The following is a 22321-nucleotide window of genomic DNA, read 5'->3' as shown; positions in this document are numbered from 1 at the left end:
TTGCCTGGACGTCGATGTCGACGCTCTCAACGAGGAGGAATCGTGGCAAGAACACTGGATCGAACGCTGACCGAGGCGCTCGGGACCGCGCGGCCGTTCGGCTGGCGCGACCGCGTCGGCTATCTCTTCGGCGATCTGGGGAACGACTTCCTGTTCCTCCTCGCGTCGTCGTACCTCATGATCTACTTCACCGACGTCGCCGGCCTGCAGGCCGCGCACGTCGGGATCCTGTTCCTCGTCACGCGCCTCGTCGACGCGTTCACCGACGTCGGGTGGGGGCGATTCCTCGACTCCCATCGGCCGTCCCCGAAGGGCCGCTTCCGCCCCTGGATTATCCGCGCCGCGATCCCGCTCGCCGTCATGAGCGCGCTCATGTACGCGCCCTTCGTCGCGGACTGGGCGTACGGCGCGAAGCTCACGTACGCCGTCGTGACGTACGTGCTGTGGGGATCCGTGTTCTACACGATGGTCAACATCTCCTACGGATCGCTGGCGTCGGTCATCACGCCGGAACCGGGTCAGCGCTCCTCGCTGTCGGTGTTCCGCGGCGTCGGCGCGAACGTCGCCGGCATCTTCGTCGCCCTCGTGCCGCCGCTCGTCATCTACTCGACGGTCGACGGCGTCTCGACGGTCGACCCGACCGGGTTCATCACCATCGGCATCGCGTTCTCGGTCGGCGCCGTCCTCTTCTACTCGCTCTGCTACGGCCTCACGAGCGAGCGCGTGAAGGCGCCCGCGCGCGAGCGCCAGAGCTTCGTCAGGCTCCTCCGCTCGCTCGTGACGAACCGCGCGCTCATCGCGCTCATGGGATCCAACCTGATCCTCATGCTCGCCGGCCTGCTCGTGAACACGATGGCCGCGTACCTGTGGGTGACGTACTTCAACAACGGCGCGCTCTCGGGGCCGGCGCAGCTCGCGAGTTACCTTCCGGGGCTCATCCTCGCGCCGTTCGCCGCCTCGATCGCCCGCCGCCTCGGCAAGCGCGAGTTCATCGCGGGGATGATGCTCCTGAGCGCCGCGGTCTTTTTCCTGCTCTGGATCCTGCACGTCGAGTCGCCGTGGGTCTTCATCGTCCTGATGAACGTCGCGGGCTTCGGCGTGGGCACGTACAACCTGCTCGTGTGGGCCGTTATCGCCGACGTGGCGGACTTCGAGGAGGTCCGCACGGGCGAGCGCGACGACGGCACGATCTACGCGATCAACACGTGGGCCCGCAAGCTGGGCTTCGCGCTCGCCGGCGGAGCGGGCGGCATCGCCCTCGGCATCGTCGGCTACCAGGAGGGCGGCGTGCAGCAGACGCCCGAGACGATCGACGGGATCTACACGATCGCGACGCTCGTGCCCGCCGTGCTCTACGCGGTCGCCGCGGTGCTGCTGCTCACCTGGTATCCCCTCAGCCGCCGCCGCGTCGAGGCGAACGTCGAGGCGCTGCGCGCGCGCCACGCGGGGGCGACCGCCGAGGATTGATGTCATGAACAGGCCCACCCTCCGCGACGTCGCCGAGCGCGCCGGCGTCTCCGTCTCCGCCGTCTCCTACGCCCTCAACGAGAACAGCACGTTCCCGCTGGCGGAGAAGACGCGGGCGCGGATCCGCCGGATCGCGCGGGAGATCGGGTATGTGCCGAACTCCCTCGCCCGGTCGCTGAAGAACCGCACGGCGCGGCTCGTCGGGGTCATCCTCGACAAGCCGCTCGCGAACCCGCGGTACGCGGCGATCGTCGAGGGGCTGTCGCGCGGCGCCGCGGAGGAGGGCTTCCAGGTCGTGCTGCTGACGTCCCGGGACCACGGATCCGGCGTCGACGCCGTGCGGGGAGGGCAGCTCGACGGACTCGTGTTCATCGGTCACGACGACCACGTCGTTCCCGCTGCGCTCGCCGCGGCCGTGGCCGAGCACGCGATCCCCTTCGGCGCGATCGACTGTGGACGCGCCGACGCGGTCCCGCCGTACACGACGGTCGACCTCGATTACGCGGCGGGCGTCGACCTCGTCGTCGAGAGGCTCGCCGCCGACGGGGTGCGCGCCGTGACCTACGTGCGGCCCGACCTGCTCTCGCACGCCGAGCGCGTGCGCGAGCAGGCCATGCTCGACGCGCTCACCGCCCGCCCCGAGATGTCTCTCAGCGTGCTGCAGACGGGCGTCACCGCGGAGCGGCTCGGCAGTTTCGAGCGCACGGGCGACTACGCCGCCTACCGCGCCGAGCTCGGCGCGCGCCTGGCCGCCGCGCTCGAGCGCGGGAGCACCCCGCCCGCCCAGACGGCGTTCGTGTGCTCGTGGGGATCCGACGTCGAGACCGTGCTCGCCACGGTGCGTCGCCGGGACCCGGGCTACCGCGTCGCCGGGCTCAACCGCGGGGCGCTCGAGCCCGCGCAGTGGCCCGGACTCATCCACGCCGAGATGCCGCTCGGCGAGGCCGGGCGCGTGTGCGCCGCCGCCGTCGTGCGCACCGCCCGCGATAACACCCCTGCCGTCCACCAGATGCTTCCGCCCGCCCTCGTGGGCTGACGGATCCGTTTCCCCCGCAAAGGAGCCCCGATGCCTCGACCGAACATCATCTTCATCATGTCCGACGACCACGCCGCCCACGCCATCTCGGCGTACGGCAGCCGCGTGAACCGGACGCCGCACCTCGACCGGATCGCGGAGGAGGGCGTGCGCATGGACGCCGTCTTCTGCACGAACTCGATCTGCAGCCCGTCGCGCGCGTCGATCCTCACGGGCACCTACAGCCACGTCAACGGCGTCTCGTCGATCTGGACCGAGATGGACTACCGCGTCCCGACCTTCATCGACGTGCTGCACGAGCGCGGCTACCGCACGGGCATGTTCGGCAAGTGGCACCTCGGCGAGCACGGCCAGTCCCTGCCGCGCGGCTTCGACGCGTGGAAGATCTTCCCCGGGCAGGGCGACTACGTCGACCCCGAGATGATCGACGCGGACGGCGCGCACGTCGTGCCGGGCTACGCGACCGACATCGTCACCGACCTCGCGCTCGACTGGATCGACGACGTCGCCGACGAGCCCTTCGTCGCGATGGTCCACCACAAGGCCCCGCACCGCCCGTGGGTCCCAGACGAGAAGCACAAGCACCTCTACGCCGACGGCACGATTCCCGAGCCCGAGACGTTCTTCGACGACTACGAGACCCGCAGCCGCGCCGTCCGGAGCGTGCACATGACGATCGCGGACGACATGGGCGCGGACGACCTCAAGCAGGAGGTCCCCGAGCACCTGCGGGGCGAGGAGAACCGCCACGCGCGCATGAGCTGGAAGTACCAGATCTACATGCGCGACTACCTGCAGACCGTGCAGTCCATCGACGACAACGTCGGCCGCCTCCTCGACCACCTCGAGGAGAAGGGGCTGGCGGAGAACACGCTCGTCGTCTACACCTCCGACCAGGGCTTCTTCCTCGGGGACCACGGCTGGTTCGACAAGCGCCTGATGTTCGACCAGTCGCTGCAGATGCCGATGCTCATCCGCTGGCCCGCCGAGATCGCGGCCGGATCCCGGTGCGAGGGCATCATTACGAACGTCGACTTCGCGGCGACGTTCCTCGACATCGCCGGCGTCGACGCCGGCGAGGCGATGCCGACGTCGCAGGGCCGCAGCTTCCGCGCGCTCCTGCGCGGCGAGGAGGTCGAGGACTGGCCCGATGCCGCCTACTACCGGTACTGGGAGCACGACGACCCGATCCACGCGGCTCCCGCGCACTACGGGATCCGCACCGCCCGCCACAAGCTCATCTACTACTACGGCGCGGGACTGGGCGTGCCGGGGGCGTCGGACGCCGAGTTTGAGCCCGAGTGGGAGCTGTACGACCTCGCGGCCGACCCGACGGAGGTGCGCAACGTCGCGGACGACCCCGCGTACGCCGAGATCCGTGCGGACCTCGAGGACAAGCTCGCCGCGTACCAGGCGCGCTACGACGACGAGCCCTACCGCGGCCCGGGCACCCCGGCGCCCGAGTGGGGCCCGTACGACGCCGAGCTGTTCGAGCGCGTCAAGGAGTACGTGACGAACATCCGCGCCACGAGCTGATCGGGGCGAACGTAAGGGGGCGGGCGGCGCGGGAGCGCCGCCCGCCCCCTTATCGTTCAGCGCTTCATGAGGCGCACGTCGCCGAACCAGGCCGCGGGCTTCGCGATCCAGTCGTCGCGGCGCGCGGCCCGCCAGCCGAAGACCATGAGGACGACGGTGGCGGCGAAGATCCCGAAGCCGAGGACACTCACCTCGTCCGTGCCGGCGTACATGTGGCTGAGGTTCCGGAGCGCGCCGGTCGCGAACACGAGCCCCACGTGCACGATCACGAACGCGACGAAGAACAGCATCGTCGGGTAGTGCAGCGCCTTCGCGGTGCGCTCGGGGAGGATCCGCTGCCACGCCTCGCCCTTCGGGAAGAAGGCGCTCAGGCGATAGCCCGTCACGGCCGCGACGGGCGCCGCGAGGAACGTGATCGCGAAGTAGCTCAGCTGCTGGAGGGCGTTGTAGTTCGCCCAGCTGTCCTCGACCGGCCAGTCGAGCGAGACGTACTGCACGAGCGCCGAGAGCGCGTTCGGGAACACGTCGAGGCTCGTCGGGACGATGCGCACCCAGTGGCCGCTCGCGAAGAGGAGGACCACGAAGACGACGCCGTTCAGGAGCCAGAGGGCGTCGACGGCGACGTGGCCCCACAGGGCGAGCGACATGCGGCGCTTCTTCACGCGCCGGGAGGACCACAGCCCCCCCGCGCGCTTCTCGGTGCGCACCCGGATCCCCGTGCGCACGATGAGCACGAGGAAGAACCCGTTCAGGAAGTGCGTCCAGGAGACGAACGCGGGGATCCCCTCCGCCGTGTCCGCGGGGAGCGGCGCGGCGCCGGGGTACGCGGCGAGGAATTCCTGGAGCGGATCCGTCGCGAGAACGGCGCGGACGGCGAATACGAGGCACCAGGCGGCGAGGACGAGCGCGGCCGCGCCGAACGCGCCGGCGGCGACCTGGATCCATGTCGGGCGAGGGCGTGGGCTCACCCGATCATTCTCGCCGATGCGACCCCGCCGCGCCGATTCCGTGTGACCGGGTGTGACGGGACGGCACCGGCCCCCGTCGCCCGGGTGGGCGGCGGGGGCCGGTGGGTGTGGGTGTTATGCGCGGCGGGTGCGGGCGGTGAGGAGGATGCCCGCGGCGATGAGGGCGGCCGCGGCGAGGCCGAGGCCCCAGCCGAGGGTGCCGGTCATCTCGCCGCCGGTGGCGAGGAGGTCGCCTCCGGTGATCTCGATGGTGGTCCAGCCGACGAGGGTGCCGTCGGCGTCGTAGACGGCGAGGCGGTGGGTGCCGGCGGGGGCGTCAGCGGGGATCGTGACCGAGATGGTGCTGTCGGCCGAGACCTGCTGGGATCCGAGGCTCACGGGCGTGGAGAACATGAAGGTCTCGACGGTGCCGGTGACCTGCTCGGGCAGGACGATCGTGATCTCGTCGCCGGGGGTGGCGCTGCCGGGGGCGGCGATGAGGTTCTCGGTGTCGTCCGTGAGGTCGGCCTCGTCCGGGGTCACGGTCGCGTCGCCCGAGCCGCTGCCCGCGTCGTCCGAACCGGCGTCGGCGGATCCGTTGGAGCCGTCGGCCGCGCCGTCGGAGGCGTCCGACCCGTCGGAGCCGGCGTCGGCGGATCCGTCCGAGCCCGCGTCCGAGCCGTCGCCCGGCTCGGTCGGGTCGACGATCGTGGCGCCGTCGAGCGCGTAGAGCGTCGTCGTGCCCGAGACCTCGTTGCCGACGGCGACCATGGGGATGCCCGTGGGGGAGTCGGCGGCCGCGATGAAGTCGAGGCCCTCCGGCCCGAGGTCGCCGACGCTGTTCACGAGCGCCGCGAGCTCCTCGGATCCCGCGCCCGCGTCCTCGAGGTCCTCGTACGCGTCGCCGAGGCTGGTCTCGAACTCGCGGTTGTTGATGTAGGAGGAGTAGGTCGGCGCGGCCGGGTCGGTGATGTCGTAGACCACGACGCCCGAGAGGCGCTCGAAGCCGATGAAGGCGTAGGTGCGGCCGTCGACCTCGCCGATGGTGAGGTTCTCCGGCTCGACGCCCTTGGCGTCGCTGCGGCTCTCGGCCTCGTTGTCGTCGTGGCCGGAGTTGAAGACCAGGTCGGTGGTCTCGCTCAGGCGGGCCGTGAGCTCCTCGAACTGCGCGCCGGAGTCGAACACGAGCTCGCCCGAGGTCGTGTAGATCGAGAAGGAGCGCGCGCCGTACGCGTAGAGCTCGCTGTAGCAGCCGCGCTCCGCGTCGAAGCCCATCGCCGTCGAGACCTCGAGGCGCCCGAGCTGGGCGTCGTCGTCGTACGCGGCGAGCTCCTCGCACAGCGGGCCCTGGCTGTCGGGGGCGTCCTCGGGCTTGTCGAGGTCCTTGATCCGCGCGGGCTCGACGTAGTCGCCCCACTCGCGCGCGTCGCCCTCGTTGGCGGTGACGAGGTAGGTCTCGCCGCCGGCGGTGTAGGAGGAGATGCCGTCGGGCATGGGGACGCCATACAGGCCCGGGTAGGTCGCGATGTTGATCTCGGGGGCGTCCTCCGGATCGCGGTCGGAGGCATCGAGGGGCACCGTGCCGCGATCGATGAAGCCGAGGCCCCACACGTCGGTGACCGTGGCCGTGGCGAGGTCGACGACCGCGATCGCGTTCGCCTCCTGGAGCGCGGCGTATGCGGTGTCGCCGACGACCGTGATGTACTCGGGCTCCCAGTTCGTCGAACGCGGCAGCTCGGGGTTCAGGATCGGGCCGAACGCGTCGCGGACGCTGTCGTCGAGCACGGCGTCCTCGAACGCGTGGAAGTCGGCCGTCTCCACGTCCTCCTGGGCGGGCGCCGCGACCGTGTCGGGAAGCGCGACGACGCCGACGGATCCCTCGGGGTCCACCGTGAAGTCATCGCTCGGCTCGCCCTCGTTCGCGACGACCGCGTAGTCGCCCTCGGGCGAGATGGTCACCATGTCGGGAAGCGAACCGACCTGGACGGATCCGAGCACGATGGGCGCGTCGGCGTTCGCGTCGAAGAAGAGGAGGGATCCGGGAGCCGTCTTGTCCGAGGCGTCCTCCATGGCGACGACCCCGAGGCCGTCCGCGCGAATCGCGACCGAGTTCGCCACGGCGTTCGTCGACTCGACCTGGAACAGCTCGGTCATGTGCGCGGGGTCGGACATGTCGATGACCGACACGGATCCGGCGGCCGCGTTGATCGAGAACAGCCGGTCGCCGTGGGCCTGCACGATCTCGCTCGCGCCCTCGTCGAAGAGCCCGGTCTCGAAGGTGCCGGCGACGGAGAGCGAGAAGGGGGCGTCGTCGGCGACGTCGACGATGGGGTCGATGTCGCCCGGCTGCGCGGCCAGCGCCGCGACGGGGGACAGGGCGAGGGCGCACGCGGCGCCCGAGGCCAAGAGAATGCGGGGGAGTCGGGACATGACTCCTGGTCTATGGGGCGCCGGTGTGCGGGTGGTGAACCCCGGGTGAACGCCCGGGGACGGCACCGGCCCCCGTCGCCCGGGTGGGCGGCGGGGGCCGGTGGGTGTGGGTGTTATGCGCGGCGGGTGCGGGCGGTGAGGAGGATGCCCGCGGCGATGAGGGCGGCCGCGGCGAGGCCGAGGCCCCAGCCGAGGGTGCCGGTCATCTCGCCGCCGGTGGCGAGGAGGTCGCCTCCGGTGATCTCGATGGTGGTCCAGCCGACGAGGGTGCCGTCGGCGTCGTAGACGGCGAGGCGGTGGGTGCCGGCGGGGGCGTCAGCGGGGATCGTGACCGAGATGGTGCTGTCGGCCGAGACCTGCTGGGATCCGAGGCTCACGGGCGTGGAGAACATGAAGGTCTCGACGGTGCCGGTGACCTGCTCGGGCAGGACGATCGTGATCTCGGCGCCGGGGGTGGCGCTGCCGGGGGCGGCGATGAGGTTCTCGGTGTCGTCGGTGAGGTCGGCCTCGTCCGGGGTCACGGTCGCGTCGTCCGAGCCGGTGCCCGCGTCGTCCGAACCGGCGTCGGCGGAGCCGTTGGAGCCGTCGGCCGCGCCGTCGGAGGCGTCCGACCCGTCGGAGCCCGCGCCGGCGGAGCCGTCCGAGCCACCCTCAGCGGATCCGTCCGAGCCGCTGCCGGCGGATCCGTCCGAGCCCGCGCCCGAACCGTTGCCCGGCTCGGTCGGGTCCTCGACCGCGATCGCGCGGCCGAGCGGGGCCGGGTCGACGGCGCCGGAGGTGGCGAAGAAGTCGACCGTCGCGGAGAGGTCGATGAGGCCCGTGTCGCGGTAGGGCGCGTTGGTGAAGGCCGTGAAGCCGTCGCCGCCCGCCGCGATGAACGAGTTCGTCGTGACCGTGTACGTCTCGTCCGCGAGGACCGGCTCGCCGTTCAGCGTCATCGACACGACGTGCTCGCCCGCGTCGGCGCTGTCGATGTACTCGTAGGAGAAGCCCTCCGAGATGCCGAGGTGCAGCTTCGGGCGGTCGTTGCCGGGCTGCCACTGCTCCTCGAGCATCTGCTCGATGTCGGCGCCCGTCAGCTCGCTCGTCGTGAGCGTGTTCGCGAACGGCTGCACGGCGGCGGCCTCGGCGTAGGTTACGACGCCGTCGCCCTCGCCGACCTCGCTCGAGGCGAAGAGGAGGTCGTCGCGCAGCCCGCCGGGGTTCATGACCGCGATGTCGGCGGGCTCGCCGCCGTAGTTCGCGTACTCGGTCGTCGACCACAGGTAGACGTCGGCGACGAGGTTGCCCATCGTCGACTCGACGCCGCGGTCGGCGCCCGCGGGCTCGCCGCCGCGGAGGATGTCGGCCGTGATCTCGCCGACGGGCTCGTTGCCCTGCACCGCGGCGAACTCGACGGCCGCGTTCACGATCTCGAGGATGTCCTCGGCCTCGCCGTTGATGGGCGCGCCGGCCTCGTCCGTGAGCGACACGAGCGAGCCGCCGATGGAGACGAGCTCCTTCGTCGCGGAGTCGACCGAGAGGTCGAGCTGCGCGAGCGTCGAGCCGTAGTCGTTCGCCTGGAGCACGGGGCGGCCACCGATCGTGCAGGGGTAGCCCTGGTGGGTGTGGCCCGAGAGGATCGCGTCGATCTCGGGCGACGCGTCGCGCACGAGGTCGCCGAACTCGGTCTCCTCGGCGGCGATCTCCTCGCACGTGGAGGAGTCGGATCCGCTGACCTCGGCGCCCGAGTGCGTCAGGAGGATCGTGACGTCGACCTGGTCGTCGATCTCGGCGGCGACGCGGTTGGCCGCCTCCACCTGGTCGCCGAAGTCGATCTGGCTGATGCCCGCCGGCGAGACGAGGGTCTCGGTCGTGGAGGTGATCGTGCCGATGAAGCCGATCTTGACGCCGTCGACGTCCTTGATCGTGTACTCCTGCAGCGCCGGGTCGGTCGTGCCCGCGTCGTAGACGTTGGCGCCGAGCGTCAGGTCGGCGCCGAGGCCCTCGATGCCGCTGGCGGCGTCGTAGTAGGGCTGGACGCGGTCCGTGAGGTCGGCGAAGCCCTGGTCGAACTCGTGGTTGCCGACGACGCCGACGTCGAGGCCGCCCTTGGCGAGCGCCTCCATCGTCGGCTCGTCCTGCTGGATGAACGACGTGAAGGTCGATGCGCCGATGTTGTCGCCCGCCGAGACGAACAGCGTGTTCGGGTTGGCGGCCTCGTAGGCCCGGACCGTGGCGACGAGGCCCGCGGCGCCCGCGAGACCGTTGTAGTCGTCGGCCTCAATGCGGCCGTGGAAGTCGTTGATCCCGAGGATCTGAATGTCGGTCGTCTCGGGCTCCTCGGCCGCGACGGCGACCTGGGGCATGAGCAACAGCGAACCGGCGGTCGCGAGAGCCGCGCCGGCGCCGATGCCGCGTGTCAGGGGTGAACGCATGGTCATCCTTTGCTGTGGGCAGGGGACACCCCACGCGGGCGGCGGGGCACGGTGTCCGTTCTAACGGGCGCAGGTTTCGCCACGCCCGCCCAGCACGTGAACGGCTCGTGAACGCTTCGTCCGCGGAGCCACCGTATCCGGGTCCGCGTGCCCGGGGGAAGAGGGGGAAATCTCGCCGGTCAGCCGGCCACCGAGGCGACGCCGTCGGCGAAGGCCTCGTCGTAGCCCTTGCGGAACATGTCGGAGGGGCCCGTGCGGGGAATCGTGCGCGCCCCGGGCAGCTCGAGCCCGCCCACGAGGTCGGCGCGCCCGCGCACGACCGCGACGGGACGGCCGGTCGCCTTGCCCTTGACGAGTTCGGCGGCCGAGCAGATTTCGTCGGCGACGCACGGCAGCGTGACCGACAGCGAGCGGCCCTGGGCGTCGACGGATCCGCGCAGGTCCTCGAAGACGTGGACGCCGCCGGCGCCGATCGCCTGGTCGACCTGGCCGTCGCGCCACGCGCGGCCGAGCGTGTCGCTGACGAGCACCCCGACGGCGACGCCGAAGCGCGCGCGGAGGGCGGCCGCCAGGTCGCGGGCGGACCGGTCGGGATCCTCGGGGAGCAGCAGCACCGTCCCCTCGGGGGTGTTCGAGGCGTCGACCCCGGCGGCCGCGGACACGATGCCGAGTCGGTTCTCGACGATGCGCGTCGTGTGCCCCGTGGCGGGGTTCGTGCGGCTCGCGACGACGCGGACGGTCTCCGCGGTGATGGCCTCCTCGCGGTCGTCGGCGACGACGAAGCGTCCCTCGGCCTTGGAGACGATCTTGCTCGTGACGACGACGATGTCGCCCGCGGAAAGGCCCGCAGGATCCGCCGCGAGCGCGTCGCCGATGACGAGGGCGAGGTCGGTCCCGGCCGCGATCTCGCCGATCCCCGCCGGCGCCCACGCCGACAGCATCAGCGGCGGAAGCGCGTCTCGGTGAGCGTCTCGCCGAGGAAGGGCTCGGTGCGCGTCTCGCCATCGAAGACGAACCCGCGCTTGGTGTAGAACTGCTCGCCGCCGGGGTAGTTCTCGGCGATCCAGCCGTAGAGCGGCTCGCCCTCGTCGACGACCGCGTCGAAGAGCTGGCGGCCGATGCCCTTGCGGTGCCACGTGTCGAGCAGGAAGACGAAGTAGAGCTCGCGCGCGGCGGGGGCGTCGTCGTCGCGCGCGGGGCCGGAGGCCGCGAACCCGACGATCTCGCCGTCGACGAGGGCGGCGGCGTGCTTGTGCTCGGGCCCGCGGGAGGCGTAGTTGCTCCAGAGATCCGCCAGCCGCTTGGGCGAGACGGCCTTGAGCGCGGCCTCCGAGATCATGCCGTCGTAGGTCTCGTGCCACACCCGGGCGTGCACGCGCCCCATGGCCTCCGCGTCGGCGTCGCGGATGGGGCGGATCAGAACGTCGAGATGCGTCTCGGTGGTCATGGCTGGAGCATATGTCCCGGGCCCCGCCCGCGCGAATCCGCGTGCGCGCGGATGGGGTTGCGAGGGGAGGGGCGTTTCCGGGCGCGGATCGCGGGGCGGGCGTGCGATGATGCTGTCGGCGTGCTCGTGCGTAGGTGTTGAGTTGCTCCGCCGGGCCACATAGGACAGCGTCCGCCGCTTGTTTCACGACGAGGAGCGTCAAATGTCCCAGACCGTTTCTGCACCCGCCGAGGCCCCGGACCGCACGCAGCGGATCCGCCGGTACCTCATGTGCCGCCCCGAGTTCTTCACGGTGTCGTACTCGATCAACCCGTGGATGGAGCCCGCCCACCCGACGGACACGGCGCGCGCCGTGGCCCAGTGGCAGACCCTCTACGACACGTACGTCGCGCTCGGCCACGAGGTCGAGCTCATCGACCCGCAGCCGGGGCTCCCCGACATGGTCTACACGGCCAACGGCGGCTTCATCGTGGACGGGGTCGCGTACCCGCCGAAGTTCCGCCACGCCGAGCGACAGGGCGAGGAGCCGTGGTTCACCGAGTGGTTCCGCGCGAACGGCTTCGAGGTCGCCGGGCCGGAGTTCACCAACGAGGGCGAGGGCGACTTCCTTCTCGCGGGCGACGTGATCCTCGCCGGCCGCGGCTTCCGCTCCACCGACGACAGCCACGGCGAGCTCGCCCGCATCTTCGGGCGCGAGGTCGTCTCGCTGACGCTCGTGGATCCGCGGTTCTATCACCTCGACACGGCGCTCAGCGTGCTGGATCCGGAGGTCGCGCCGGGTACGACGCCCACGATCGCGTATCTCCCCGGCGCGTTCGACGACGCCAGTCGGCGGATCCTCGAGGAGCGCTTCCCCGACGCGATCCGCGTCTCAGACGACGACGGCGCGGTCTTCGGGCTGAACTCGGCGAGCGACGGCAAGAACGTCTTCATCTCGCCGCGCGCGACGGGGTTCGAGACGCAGCTGCGCGAGCGCGGCTACACGCCCGTGCTGATCGACCTGTCGGAGCTGCTCCTCGGCGGCGGCGGGATCAAGTGCTGCACCCTCGAGCTGCGCGGGGGCGCGAAGTGACCGCCGCCGAGCCGCACGTCGCGCGCAACTACGCGCCGCTCGCCGTCACGATCGCCTCCGGCGAGGGCGCGTGGGTGACGGATCCCGACGGCCGCCGCTACCTGGACATGCTCGCGGGGTACTCGGCGCTGAACTTCGGCCACCGCAACCCGACGCTCGTGCGGGCGGCGACCGAGCAGCTCGGCCGCGCGACCCTCACGAGCCGCGCCTTCCGCAGCGATCAGCTCGAGCCGTTCGCGGCCGCGCTCGCCGCGCTGTGCGACAAGGACCTCGTCCTGCCGATGAACACGGGCGCGGAGGCGGTCGAGACGGGCATCAAGGTGGCCCGCGCGTGGGGCTACCGAGTGAAGGGGATCCCCGCGGACCGCGCGAAGATCGTCGTCGCGGCCGGCAACTTTCACGGCCGGACGACGACGATCGTGAGCTTCAGCGACGACCCCGACGCGCGCGACGGTTTCGGCCCGTTCACCCCCGGCTTCGTCACGGTGCCGTTCGGCGACGCCGACGCGCTCGCCGCGGCGATCGACGACGACACGGCCGCGGTCCTGATCGAGCCGATCCAGGGTGAGGCGGGCGTCGTGATCCCGCCGGAGGGATACCTCGCGCGCGTGCGGGAGATTACCGCCGAGCGCCGCGTGCTGTTCATCGCGGACGAGATCCAGTCCGGCCTCGGCCGCGTGGGCGAGACGTTCGCGTGCGCGCGGGAGCGCGTCGTGCCCGACGTGTACCTCCTCGGCAAGGCGCTCGGCGGCGGCATCGTGCCGGTGTCCGCGGTGGTCGGGGACGAGGACGTGCTCGGCGTCATCGGCCCGGGGCAGCACGGATCCACCTTCGGCGGCAACCCGCTCGCCGCCGCCGTGGGGCACGCCGTGGTGAACATGCTCGCCACGGGCGAGTGGCAGGAGCGCGCTCGCCTGCTCGGCGCGCACCTCGAGAAGTTGCTCGAGCCGCTCGTCGGCCACGGCATCACGGGCGTCCGGATCGCCGGCCTCTGGGCGGGCATCGACGTGGATCCGTCCGTCGGCACGGGGCGCGAGGTGTGCGAGCGGCTGCTCGCCCGCGGCGTGCTCGTCAAGGACACCCACGGCCAGACCATCCGCCTTGCGCCGCCGCTGACGATCCGCGCCACCGAGCTCGACTGGGCGGTCGAGCAGCTGTCGGTGGTGCTGCGGGGGTAGGGGCTACGCCCCCGAGCTCGCGCGCACCACGAGCGTGGGCTGCATCGTGACGGTGCGGTGCTCGTGTTCCTCGGGGGCGAGGATCTCCTCGATGAGGAGCGCCGCGGCGGACAGGCCCATGTCGAGACCCGGCTGGGCGACCGACGTGATCGGCACGGCGGTGTCGTGCGCGAAGTGGTTGTTGTCGTGCCCGATCACCGCGATGTCCTCGGGCACGCGGATCCCCGCGACGAGGAGCGAGTGGATGGCGCCCGCCGCGAGGGCGTCAGACGCCGCGACGAGCCCGTCGGGGCGGCGTCGAGGGGGTCGCGCCGCGATCTCGTCGCCGAGCGCGGTCCCGCCGCGCACCGTGATGCGCTCGGTCTCGACGACCTCGAGTTCGAGTCCGGCTTCGTCCGCGGCGCGGCGTGCGCCCCGCAGGCGATCCGCGATCGCGCGAAGGGAGAACGGCCCGCCCGAAAACATCAGCCGGGTTCGGCCGCGCTCGATGAGGTGGCGCGCGGCGATGTAGCCGCCGTGCTCGTCGTCGCTCACGACGCCGCACGAGCTGTCGTCCCCCGGCCAGTTGACGAGGACGAGGGGCGTGCCGCGCTCGCGCACCGCGGATGCGTCGTCGAGCGGGCCGTCGAGGGGGGCGAGGATCATCCCGGCGAGCTGCGCCTCCTCGAACAGCGCCAGATGCGCGCTCTGCTTGGCGTGATCGACGTCGCTGTTGGCGAGGATGAGCCGCTTACCGTGCTCGTCGAGGCCCGACTCGATGCCGCGCGTGATGTCGAGGAAGAACGAGTTGCCGAGGTCGACGACGACGAAACCCACGGTGTCGGAGCGCCCGGCCGCGAGGCGACGCGCCGCGTCGTTGCGCACGAATCCGAGTGACGCGATGGCCCGCTCGACGCGCTCGCGCGTGCCGGCCGCGACGACTTCGGGGTTGTTCAGGACGTTCGACACGGTGCCGAGCGAGACGCCCGCGGAGGACGCGACGTCCTTCATGGACGGGCGGGTGCGGGTGCCGGGAATGCGCTTCATGATCCTCACATTCTGCGCCGCATCGTCGCGGCCTTGCGCTTGAAGCGTTTCAAGCCTACTCTTTGAAGCGCTTCAAACCCACGCGGACGTGGATTGCCGCGAATCGAGGAGGATTCATGAAGGTCACCCGAAAGACGCTCACCCGGGGCGCAATGATCACGGTCGCGGGCGCCTCGGCGCTCGCGCTCACGGCATGCGGCGGGGGCGGCGGGCAGTCGAGCGCTGACGCGCTCTCCGTGCTCGTCAACGTCGAGAACACCGAGGTCCCCGCGGTTCTCGACACGCTGGCGGCGGGCGCGTGCTCGGCCGAGGCCGAGGCCATGCCCGTCGAGGTCGACACGACCCCGCAGACGAACCTCGACCAGCAGCTCCAGCTGCTTGCGGGCCAGGGTGCGCTGCCCGTGCTCTTCTCCGCCGGAAACGCGCCGTCGCTGACGGCCGAGCTCGCAGACGCGGGCAACGTCGCCGACTTCGAGGAGGTCCTCGGCGACCTCGGCATCGCGGACCAGATCGAGCCCGCGGCCGTCTCGACGATCGAGAACCTCTACGGCGGCTTCCGCGCGCTGCCCTTCGAGTACAACGTCGAGGGCATCTGGTACAACACGGCGATCTTCGCCGAGAACGGTATCGACGAGCCGCAGACGTTCGATGACCTCGTCGCCGCGGCCGAGACGCTGTCGGCCGCGGGCGTGCAGCCCTTCTCCGCGAGCGGCGAGCAGGGCTGGCCCATCACGCGCCTCATCTCGAGCTACCTCTTCCGCGACCTCGGACCCGACGCGCTGCAGAAGGTCGCCGACGGCGAGGCAGCGCTGACGGACCCGGAGTACGTCGCGGCCGCGCAGGCGATCGCCGACCTGGGCGCCGAGGGCTGGTTCGGCCAGGGCGTCGGATCCATCGACATGGCCACGAGCGAGAACCAGTTCCTCAATGGATCCGCGGCCATGTTCTACATGGGCAGCTGGTTCCTCTCCGGTCTCAACGACCCCGAGATGAACCAGATCGGCGTGGAGAACGTCGGCTTCATGCCGTTCCCCGGCGTGGAGGGCGGCGCGGGCGACCGCTCGCAGCTCGCCGCCAACGTCGGCCTGCCGCTGACGATGAACGCGAACCTCGTGAACGACGACACGACGCCGTGGCTCGAGTGCATCGTCGAGAACTACGGCGCCACGGCGCTCGAGCAGGAGAACCGCGTGTCGGGCTTCGCGCTCAACGAGGAGGTCGCCGACGTTCCCGAGCTGACCGCCATGGTGCAGGAGCAGGTCGCGAACACGGAGACGACCGTGCTGTGGTTCGAGGCGCTCTTCTCGGCCGAGGCGACCACCACGAGCCAGCGCAACGCGGCCCCGCTCCTGACGGGCAGCATCACGCCCGAGGAGTTTATGGAGATGGTCCAGGCCGACCTCTGATTCGCCGCGGGCGGCGGCGCGGATCCGCGCGCCGCCGCCCACCTTCAGGAGACACCCCTATGAAGAACGTTCTCGGAGACAAGCGCGCCGCGTTCACGCTGCTCGCGCCCGCGCTCATCATCTACTCCGTCGTCATGCTGCTCCCGGTCGTGTGGTCGCTCGGGTACACGCTGTTCGAGGGCAACGCGATCAGCGGCTTCTCGTTCGTCGGGCTGGACAACTTCGTCCGCCTGTTCGGCGACGCGGAGGCGCACCAGGCGCTGTGGTTCACGCTGAAGTACGCCGTCGTCGTCACGGTCGGCCAGGTCGTCGTCGGCTACCTGCTCTCGCTGCTCTACGTGTTCGGCCTCAAGCGCGCCTCCGGGCTCGTGCGCACGCTCGTGTTCTTCCCGATCGTCATGCCGACGGTCGCGGTCGCGCTGCTGTTCCAGCAGCTGTTCTCGATCGCGCCGACGGAGGGCGTCGTGAACTCGCTGCTCTCGGGCTTCGGCGGCGTCCCCGTCGACTGGTTCGGCGACGGCGGGAGCGCGTTCGTCGTGATCGCCATCATGGACATCTGGCGCTCGATGGGCTTCTACGGCGTGCTCCTGTACGCGGGCCTCGTCGACATCCCCGAGGACGTGCTCGAGTCGGCCCGCATCGACGGGGCGAGCGGCTGGAAGCTCGTGCGGCACATCGTGCTGCCGCTGTCGCTCCCGGTGCTGGTCTCCTCCATCATCTTCTCCATCAACGGCACGCTGAAGGTGTTCGACAGCATCATGGCGCTGACCTCGGGCGGGCCCGGCACCTCCACGAGCCCTCTCACGATCTCCGTCTTCGACCACGCGTTCACCTACGGCGAGTACGGCTACGGATCCACGCTCGCGATGCTGCTGACGATCATCAGCCTCATCGTGACCGTGTTCATCTTCCGCAGCTCCCGCCGCGATCTGACGAAGGACAGCGCACGATGAGTACGACCGATTCCACCCGCGTGGTCTCCACGCGCGGACCGCGAGCCGATCGGATCCGCATGCCCCGCCGGCGGCGCGCGCGCGTGCAGCTGCGCCGGCTTCCGCTGTGGATCGCGATCGCCGCGCTTCTCGTCATCGTCGGGTACCCGCTCGTGTGGCTGTTCCTCGGGTCGTTCAAGACGCAGCGCGAGTTCCTGGAGGAGCCGACGTGGGCGCTGCCGCAGCAGTGGAGCTTCGAGAACTACACGACGGCGTGGCAGACGGCCGACCTCGGCACGGCCCTCTTCAACAGCGCGATCACGGTGCTGCCCGCCCTGTTCTGCATGCTGTTGTTCGGCACGGCGGCGGCGTTCGCCCTCGAGGTGCTCGTGTGGAAGGGCCGCGGCACGGTCCTCATGATCTTCCTCGCGGGGATCATGGTGCCCGCCCAGATGATCCTCCTGCCCCTGTTCAGCGCGTACTTCCAGATCGGCATCACGGGCTCGCTGTGGCCGCTGTTCCTGACGTATACCGCGACGGGAATGCCCCTCACCGTCTTCCTCATGGCGACCTACTTCCGCGCGATCCCGCGCGAGGTCTTCGAGGCGGCGACGCTCGACGGCGCGACGATCTATCGGCAGTTCTTCTCCATCGCGCTGCCGATGATGAAGAACGGCCTGTTCACCGTCGGCCTGGTGCAGTTCTTCTTCTTCTGGAACGACCTGCTCATCGCGCTGACCTTCGCGAACTCGGGCAACCTGCGCACGCTGCAGGTCGCGCTGCTGAACTTCAACGGCAACTTCGGAACGACGCAGTACGGCCCGCTCTTCGCCGCCGTCAGCATCAACGTGTTCGCGCTCCTCATCATCTACCTCGTGCTCAACCAGAGCATCCAGAAGGGCCTCACGGCCGGGGCGGTCAAGGGATGAGCGCGCGCGAGGATCGCGAACCCGTCGGAGTCTCCGCCCCGCGGTTCGAACAGGTGGATCACGCGCTGGGCATCGGCGCCGCGGCGCCGCGCCTCAGCTGGCGCACTCACGCGCCCGCGGGCTGGCGCCAGGCCGCGTGGCAGGCCGAGGCGCGCCGGGCGTCCGGGATCGAGGAGGCTCAGGGATCCGGCGCCGAACAGGTGCTCGTGTCCTGGCCGTTCGCCCCGCTGGCCTCGCGCGAGCGCGCCGAGGTGCGCCTGCGCGTGCGCGCCGACGACGGCGACTGGTCGCCGTGGGGAGCGTGGGCGCCGGTCGAGGCCGGCCTGCTGTCCGAGCGCGACTGGGCGGCGCGCCCCGTGGGCGCCGGATGGGACGAGGCCCCGGACACCGAGCGCCGCCCGGCCCTCGTCCGGCGCGCGTTCGCGCTGACCTCCGCGCCCGTCTCCGCGCGCCTCTACGTCACGGCGCACGGGCTTGCGGAGGTCGAGATCAACGGGTGCCGCGTGGGCGATCACGAGCTCATGCCGGGGTGGACGTCGTACGGCGACCGCCTCGTGTACTGGACCTTCGACGTCACGGAGCATCTGCGCGCGGGCGAGAACCGCATCGGCGCGTGGCTCGGCGACGGCTGGTACCGCGGGCGCCTCGGCTTCAACGGCGGCTACCGCGACCTGTACGGCACCGACCAGTCGCTCATCGCACAGCTCGAGGTGACCCTCGCCGACGGATCCGTCGTGACGGTCGCGACCGACGAGGACTGGGAGGCGGCGCCGAGCCCCGTCATGGTGTCCGGGCTCTACGACGGCGAGGTCTACGACGCCCGCGCCGAGCGCGCGGGCTGGTCGTCGCCGGGCGATTCCGCGGACGGGTGGTCCCCCGTCGCGGTGCATCGCCGCGACCCGGCAACGCTCGTCGCGCCGACGCTGCCGCCCGTGCGCGCGACCGAGGAGCTCGAGCCGGTGGCCGTCGAGGCGATGGGCGACGGCGGCTTCCTGCTCGATTTCGGGCAGAACCTCGTGGGCCGGCTGCGCGTGCGCGTGGACGGCGCCGCGGGGCACGAGGTCGTGCTGCGGCACGCGGAGGTCCTCGAGCAGGGCGCCCTCGGGATCCGCCCTTTGCGTCTCGCCGACGCACGCGACGTGCTGACGCTCGACGGCCGCGGTCCGCGGTCCTGGGAGCCGCGCTTTACCTTCCACGGGTTCCGCTACGCGACGATCCACGGGGTCGATGAGATCCGCCCCGGTGACGTGGTCGCGCGCGTGCTGCACTCCGACATGCGCCGGACCGGAACCTTCCGCTCCTCGAACGAGGAGCTGAACCGGCTCCACGAGAACGTCGTGTGGGGCATGCGCGGGAACTTCGTGAGCATCCCGACCGACTGCCCGCAGCGCGACGAGCGTCTGGGATGGACGGGGGACATCCAGGTCTTCGCCCCCACCGCCTCCTTCCTGTACGACTGCGCCGGGTTCCTCGAGAGCTGGCTGCAGGACGTCGCGCTCGAGCAGCTCGACGACGGCACGGTGCCGTGGTTCGTGCCGTCTATCCCGGGCGGTCCGACGTGGAACCCGATCCGGACGGGCGCGGTCTGGGGTGACGTCGCCGTGCTGACGCCGCTTGCGCTGCACGAGCGCTTCGGTGACGAGGGCGTGGTCGAAGCGCAGCACGACAGCGGCCGCGCCTGGGTCGAGCGCATGATCCGCGAGGCCGGCGAGGAGCGTCTGTGGCGCTCGGGGCAGCAGCTGGGCGACTGGCTGGATCCGGCCGCGCCGCCGGAGGATCCCGCCGACGCGCGCACCGACCGCTATCTCGTCGCGCAGGCGTACTTCGCCTTCACGACGCGGAGGATGGCGGACATGGCCCGCCTCGTCGGGCGCACGGCGGACGCCGAGCGGTACGCGCGCATCGCGGGTGAGGCGCGCGACGCATTCCGCGCCGCATATGTCACCCCGGTGGGGCTCCTCACGAGCGACGCCCAGACGGCCTACGCCCTCGCGATCCGCTTCGACCTGCTGTCGGCGGCGGAGCGCGTGAGCGCGGGAGACCGCCTCGCGGCGCTTGTGCGCGAGGCCGGGGGCCGCATCGCCTCGGGCTTCGCGGGCACGCCGGTCATCACGGACGCCCTGACGGACACGGGGCACCTGGACGAGGCGTACCTGCTTCTTCTGGCGACCGAGTGCCCGTCGTGGCTCTATACCGTCCGCCAGGGCGGGACGACGATCTGGGAGCGCTGGGACTCCATGCTCGCGGACGGCACGATCAACCCCGGCGAGATGACGAGCTTCAACCACTACGCGCTCGGCTCCGTCGCGGACTGGATGCATCGCGCTATCGGCGGGCTCGCGCCGGCGGCGCCCGGGTACCGCCGCGTGGTGTGGCGGCCGCGGCCCGGCGGCGGCCTCGACAGCGCGGAGGTCGGATTCGATTCGCCGTACGGCGAGATCCGCGGTTCCTGGGCCCGCGAGGGCGAGCGGATCCGGTACCGCCTCGCGGTGCCGACGGGCGTCGACGCGGAGATCCACCTCCCGGGCGCGGACGCCCCGATCGCGCTCGAGCCCGGGGCGACATTCGAGGTCGTGGCGTAGCACCCACAGCGCGGCGCCCCTCCTCCCGACCGGGAGGAGGGGCGCCGCGCTGCCGACGAAGCTACCCCTTCACGGCGCCCGCGAGCGCCCCCTGAACGAAGTAGCGCTGGAAGAGGAGATACACCAGCAGGACCGGGATCGCGGACATGAAGATGAAGGCGTTCATCGGGCCGTAGTCCGTGCCGTGCTGAGTGGAGAAGCTCTGCACGGCCAACGGGATGGTCCAGTTGTCCTGCGACCGCAGCAGGGTCGTGGCCATCGCGTACTCGTTCCACGTTGCGACGAAGTCGAGTACGAACAGAGCGGCGAGGGCCGGCTTGGCCAGCGGCAGGATGATCTGCCAGAAGATGCGGAACGTCGAGGCTCCGTCGATCCGCGCGGACTCCTCCAACTCGTCCGGGACGCCCCGGAAGAAGCCGTAGAGGACGAAGATCTGGTACGGGATGCCGAACGCCAGGTATGGCAGCACGAGACCGAGGCGCGAGTCGAGCAGGTCGAGCTCCAGCATCGTGCTGAACAACGGGCCGAGACCGATCTGAATCGGCACCATGGATCCCACGGCGATGACCATCATTGTGATGCGCGATCCGCGGAACCGAATCCGCGCGAGGGCGAACGCCGCCGCCGCCGCGAGACCCAGCCCGAGCGGAACCTTGATCGCGGCGATCAAGAGGCTGTTCCCGGCGGTCACCCAGAGGTCGCCCGTGTCGATTGCGTCGGCGTAATTGCCCCACTCCCACGAGGACGGTAGCGCCCACATGGGCGAGGAGTTGATGTCCGGGAGCCCCTTCACCGAGGTCATGAACATGAGGTAGAGCGGCAGGAACCAGAGGAGGGCGGTCACCGCGAGCGCGATCCACAGCCCGATTCCCACGTAGTCGCGCCCGCCGCGTGCGGGGGCGGGGCGGACCGCGCCGATGTTCGTGAGCGTCGTCATCAGTCTTCCTCCCTCATCGACCACGCCATGTACGGGATGACCAGGGCGAGCGTGACGATGAGCAGCACGGTGGCGACGGCGCCACCCATGCCGAAGTCGTGGTTGGTGAAGGATTGCGTGTAGGACCACAGGGCGAGCATCTGCGTCGACTGCGCCGGGCCGCCGCCCGTCATACCGACGACGAGGTCGAAGACCTTGAGCGAGTTGATGATCGTCAGGATCACAACCACGACCGTCGTCGGCCGAAGCGCCGGCACTGTCACGGCCCAGAAGCGCTGCCACGCGTTCGCGCCGTCGAGCTTCGCGGCCTCAACAAGCTCGGTAGGCACGGTCTGGAGCCCGGCGAGGAACAGCACCATGCTGAAGCCGACGCCCTGCCAGATGCTGGCGACGAACACGGATCCGAGAGCGAAGGCGGGATCCCCGAGCCAGGATTGCGTCCACTCACCCAGCCCGATGGCGGTCAGCGTCTGGTTGACGAAGCCGAGGGTGGGATTGTAAATCCAGCGCCACATCGCGGCCACCGTGATGAGCGCGAACACGGCCGGAATGTAGAAGACCGCGCGCATAAGGTTGCGCCCGACCATCTTGCGGTTCAGCCCGAGCGCGAGAAGAAGCGCGATCACGGTCGGCACGATGAGCGAGAGCACGACCCAGATGACGGAGTTGCGCAGTGCGGTCCAGAAGACCGGATCCGCCGTGAAAAGGCGGATGTAGTTGTCCCAGCCCACCCACTCGGCCTCCTCGGTCCGGAACCCGGACCAGCGGAAGAACGACAGCCGGACGGCGTCGAGCATGGGGTAGACGAGGAACCAGCCGTACAGGACGACGGCGGGGATCAGGTACGGCAGCGCGCGCGAGAAGCGCCGATGGGGCGGCGTCGGGCGCTTTTTCTGGCGCCCCTGCGTGACGATGGAGACAGTCGACATCGAGAAGGCCTCTCTGGTGGGAGCGGACGGCGGACGGGGGCCCCGCGGGA

Annotated in this window: 17 protein-coding genes; 9 read left to right on the top strand and 8 right to left on the bottom strand. The window is 70.8% G+C overall.

Going from position 1 to position 22321, the window contains the following annotated elements; genetic code table 11:
* The first annotated feature begins 42 nt into the window (after window positions 1-42).
* Genes G8E01_RS01055 through G8E01_RS01045 form a run of 3 tightly spaced genes read left to right on the top strand, consistent with a single transcriptional unit; the run spans window position 43 to window position 4039 of the window.
* On the top strand, window positions 43-1467 hold the full coding sequence (locus G8E01_RS01055; RefSeq protein ID WP_166314652.1) for a glycoside-pentoside-hexuronide (GPH):cation symporter: 1425 nt from the start codon (window positions 43-45) through the stop codon (window positions 1465-1467).
* A 4-nt stretch (window positions 1468-1471) separates the two neighbouring features.
* Window positions 1472-2503: a LacI family DNA-binding transcriptional regulator gene (locus tag G8E01_RS01050; RefSeq protein ID WP_166314649.1), complete on the top strand. Its 1032-nt coding sequence runs from the start codon at window positions 1472-1474 to the stop codon at window positions 2501-2503.
* A 30-nt stretch (window positions 2504-2533) separates the two neighbouring features.
* Window positions 2534-4039 (top strand): sulfatase family protein, encoded by a 1506-nt coding sequence (locus G8E01_RS01045; protein WP_166314646.1) that lies wholly within the window; start codon window positions 2534-2536, stop codon window positions 4037-4039.
* A gap of 56 nt (window positions 4040-4095) precedes the next feature.
* Here G8E01_RS01045 and G8E01_RS01040 read toward each other — a convergent pair whose 3' ends face one another.
* The 5 genes from G8E01_RS01040 to G8E01_RS01020 all read right to left on the bottom strand — a co-directional run bounded on the left by G8E01_RS01040 (window position 4096) and on the right by G8E01_RS01020 (window position 11280).
* Window positions 4096-5007 (bottom strand): DUF4405 domain-containing protein, encoded by a 912-nt coding sequence (locus tag G8E01_RS01040; RefSeq protein ID WP_166314643.1) that lies wholly within the window; start codon window positions 5005-5007, stop codon window positions 4096-4098.
* A 114-nt stretch (window positions 5008-5121) separates the two neighbouring features.
* On the bottom strand, window positions 5122-7416 hold the full coding sequence (locus G8E01_RS01035) for a choice-of-anchor I family protein (protein ID WP_166314640.1): 2295 nt from the start codon (window positions 7414-7416) through the stop codon (window positions 5122-5124).
* Window positions 7417-7529: 113 nt separating this feature from the next.
* Window positions 7530-9833, bottom strand: coding sequence for a bifunctional metallophosphatase/5'-nucleotidase (locus tag G8E01_RS01030; RefSeq protein WP_166314638.1), 2304 nt, complete (start codon window positions 9831-9833; stop codon window positions 7530-7532).
* A 179-nt stretch (window positions 9834-10012) separates the two neighbouring features.
* A complete protein-coding gene (gene cofE, locus G8E01_RS01025) occupies window positions 10013-10774 on the bottom strand; it encodes a coenzyme F420-0:L-glutamate ligase (protein WP_166314636.1) in 762 nt (253 codons plus the stop codon).
* Window positions 10774-11280, bottom strand: a complete 507-nt coding sequence (locus G8E01_RS01020) for a GNAT family N-acetyltransferase (protein WP_166314634.1) — start codon at window positions 11278-11280, stop codon at window positions 10774-10776. Before G8E01_RS01020 ends, cofE begins: the two co-directional genes overlap by 1 nt.
* 202 nt (window positions 11281-11482) lie before the next feature.
* Here G8E01_RS01020 and ddaH point away from each other — a divergent pair, with 202 nt between their 5' ends.
* Both ddaH and rocD read left to right on the top strand, forming a co-directional pair.
* Complete coding sequence (ddaH, locus tag G8E01_RS01015; protein WP_166314632.1) at window positions 11483-12352, top strand: dimethylargininase; 870 nt, start codon at window positions 11483-11485, stop codon at window positions 12350-12352.
* Window positions 12349-13530 (top strand): ornithine--oxo-acid transaminase, encoded by a 1182-nt coding sequence (gene rocD, locus G8E01_RS01010; protein WP_338100711.1) that lies wholly within the window; start codon window positions 12349-12351, stop codon window positions 13528-13530. The genes ddaH and rocD overlap by 4 nt, the downstream gene beginning before the upstream one ends.
* Before the next feature lie 3 nt (window positions 13531-13533).
* Here the strand turns inward: rocD and G8E01_RS01005 are convergent, their stop codons facing one another.
* Complete coding sequence (locus G8E01_RS01005; protein ID WP_166314630.1) at window positions 13534-14556, bottom strand: LacI family DNA-binding transcriptional regulator; 1023 nt, start codon at window positions 14554-14556, stop codon at window positions 13534-13536.
* Window positions 14557-14672: 116 nt separating this feature from the next.
* Here G8E01_RS01005 and G8E01_RS01000 point away from each other — a divergent pair, with 116 nt between their 5' ends.
* Genes G8E01_RS01000 through G8E01_RS00985 form a run of 4 tightly spaced genes read left to right on the top strand, consistent with a single transcriptional unit; the run spans window position 14673 to window position 20405 of the window.
* The gene (locus G8E01_RS01000) at window positions 14673-15962 is read left to right on the top strand and encodes an ABC transporter substrate-binding protein (protein WP_166314628.1); all 1290 of its coding nucleotides are present in this window, start codon (window positions 14673-14675) and stop codon (window positions 15960-15962) included.
* A 59-nt stretch (window positions 15963-16021) separates the two neighbouring features.
* Complete coding sequence (locus G8E01_RS00995) at window positions 16022-16915, top strand: carbohydrate ABC transporter permease (protein WP_166314626.1); 894 nt, start codon at window positions 16022-16024, stop codon at window positions 16913-16915.
* Window positions 16912-17823, top strand: coding sequence for a carbohydrate ABC transporter permease (locus G8E01_RS00990; protein ID WP_166314622.1), 912 nt, complete (start codon window positions 16912-16914; stop codon window positions 17821-17823). The genes G8E01_RS00995 and G8E01_RS00990 overlap by 4 nt, the downstream gene beginning before the upstream one ends.
* Complete coding sequence (locus G8E01_RS00985; RefSeq protein ID WP_166314618.1) at window positions 17820-20405, top strand: alpha-L-rhamnosidase; 2586 nt, start codon at window positions 17820-17822, stop codon at window positions 20403-20405. The genes G8E01_RS00990 and G8E01_RS00985 overlap by 4 nt, the downstream gene beginning before the upstream one ends.
* Before the next feature lie 61 nt (window positions 20406-20466).
* Here the strand turns inward: G8E01_RS00985 and G8E01_RS00980 are convergent, their stop codons facing one another.
* Both G8E01_RS00980 and G8E01_RS00975 read right to left on the bottom strand, forming a co-directional pair.
* Window positions 20467-21342 (bottom strand): carbohydrate ABC transporter permease, encoded by an 876-nt coding sequence (locus tag G8E01_RS00980; RefSeq protein WP_166314615.1) that lies wholly within the window; start codon window positions 21340-21342, stop codon window positions 20467-20469.
* Entirely contained in the window at window positions 21342-22271 is a 930-nt protein-coding gene (locus G8E01_RS00975) for a carbohydrate ABC transporter permease (RefSeq protein ID WP_166314612.1), read from the bottom strand. The genes G8E01_RS00980 and G8E01_RS00975 overlap by 1 nt, the downstream gene beginning before the upstream one ends.
* Between the last annotated feature and the right edge of the window lie 50 nt (window positions 22272-22321).

It is taken from the genome of Microbacterium excoecariae (assembly GCF_011326725.1).
GTDB classification, from domain to species: domain Bacteria; phylum Actinomycetota; class Actinomycetes; order Actinomycetales; family Microbacteriaceae; genus Microbacterium; species Microbacterium excoecariae.
Note: the sequence above shows the minus strand (reverse complement) of the source record. Positions and strands in the feature narration are given on the sequence as shown.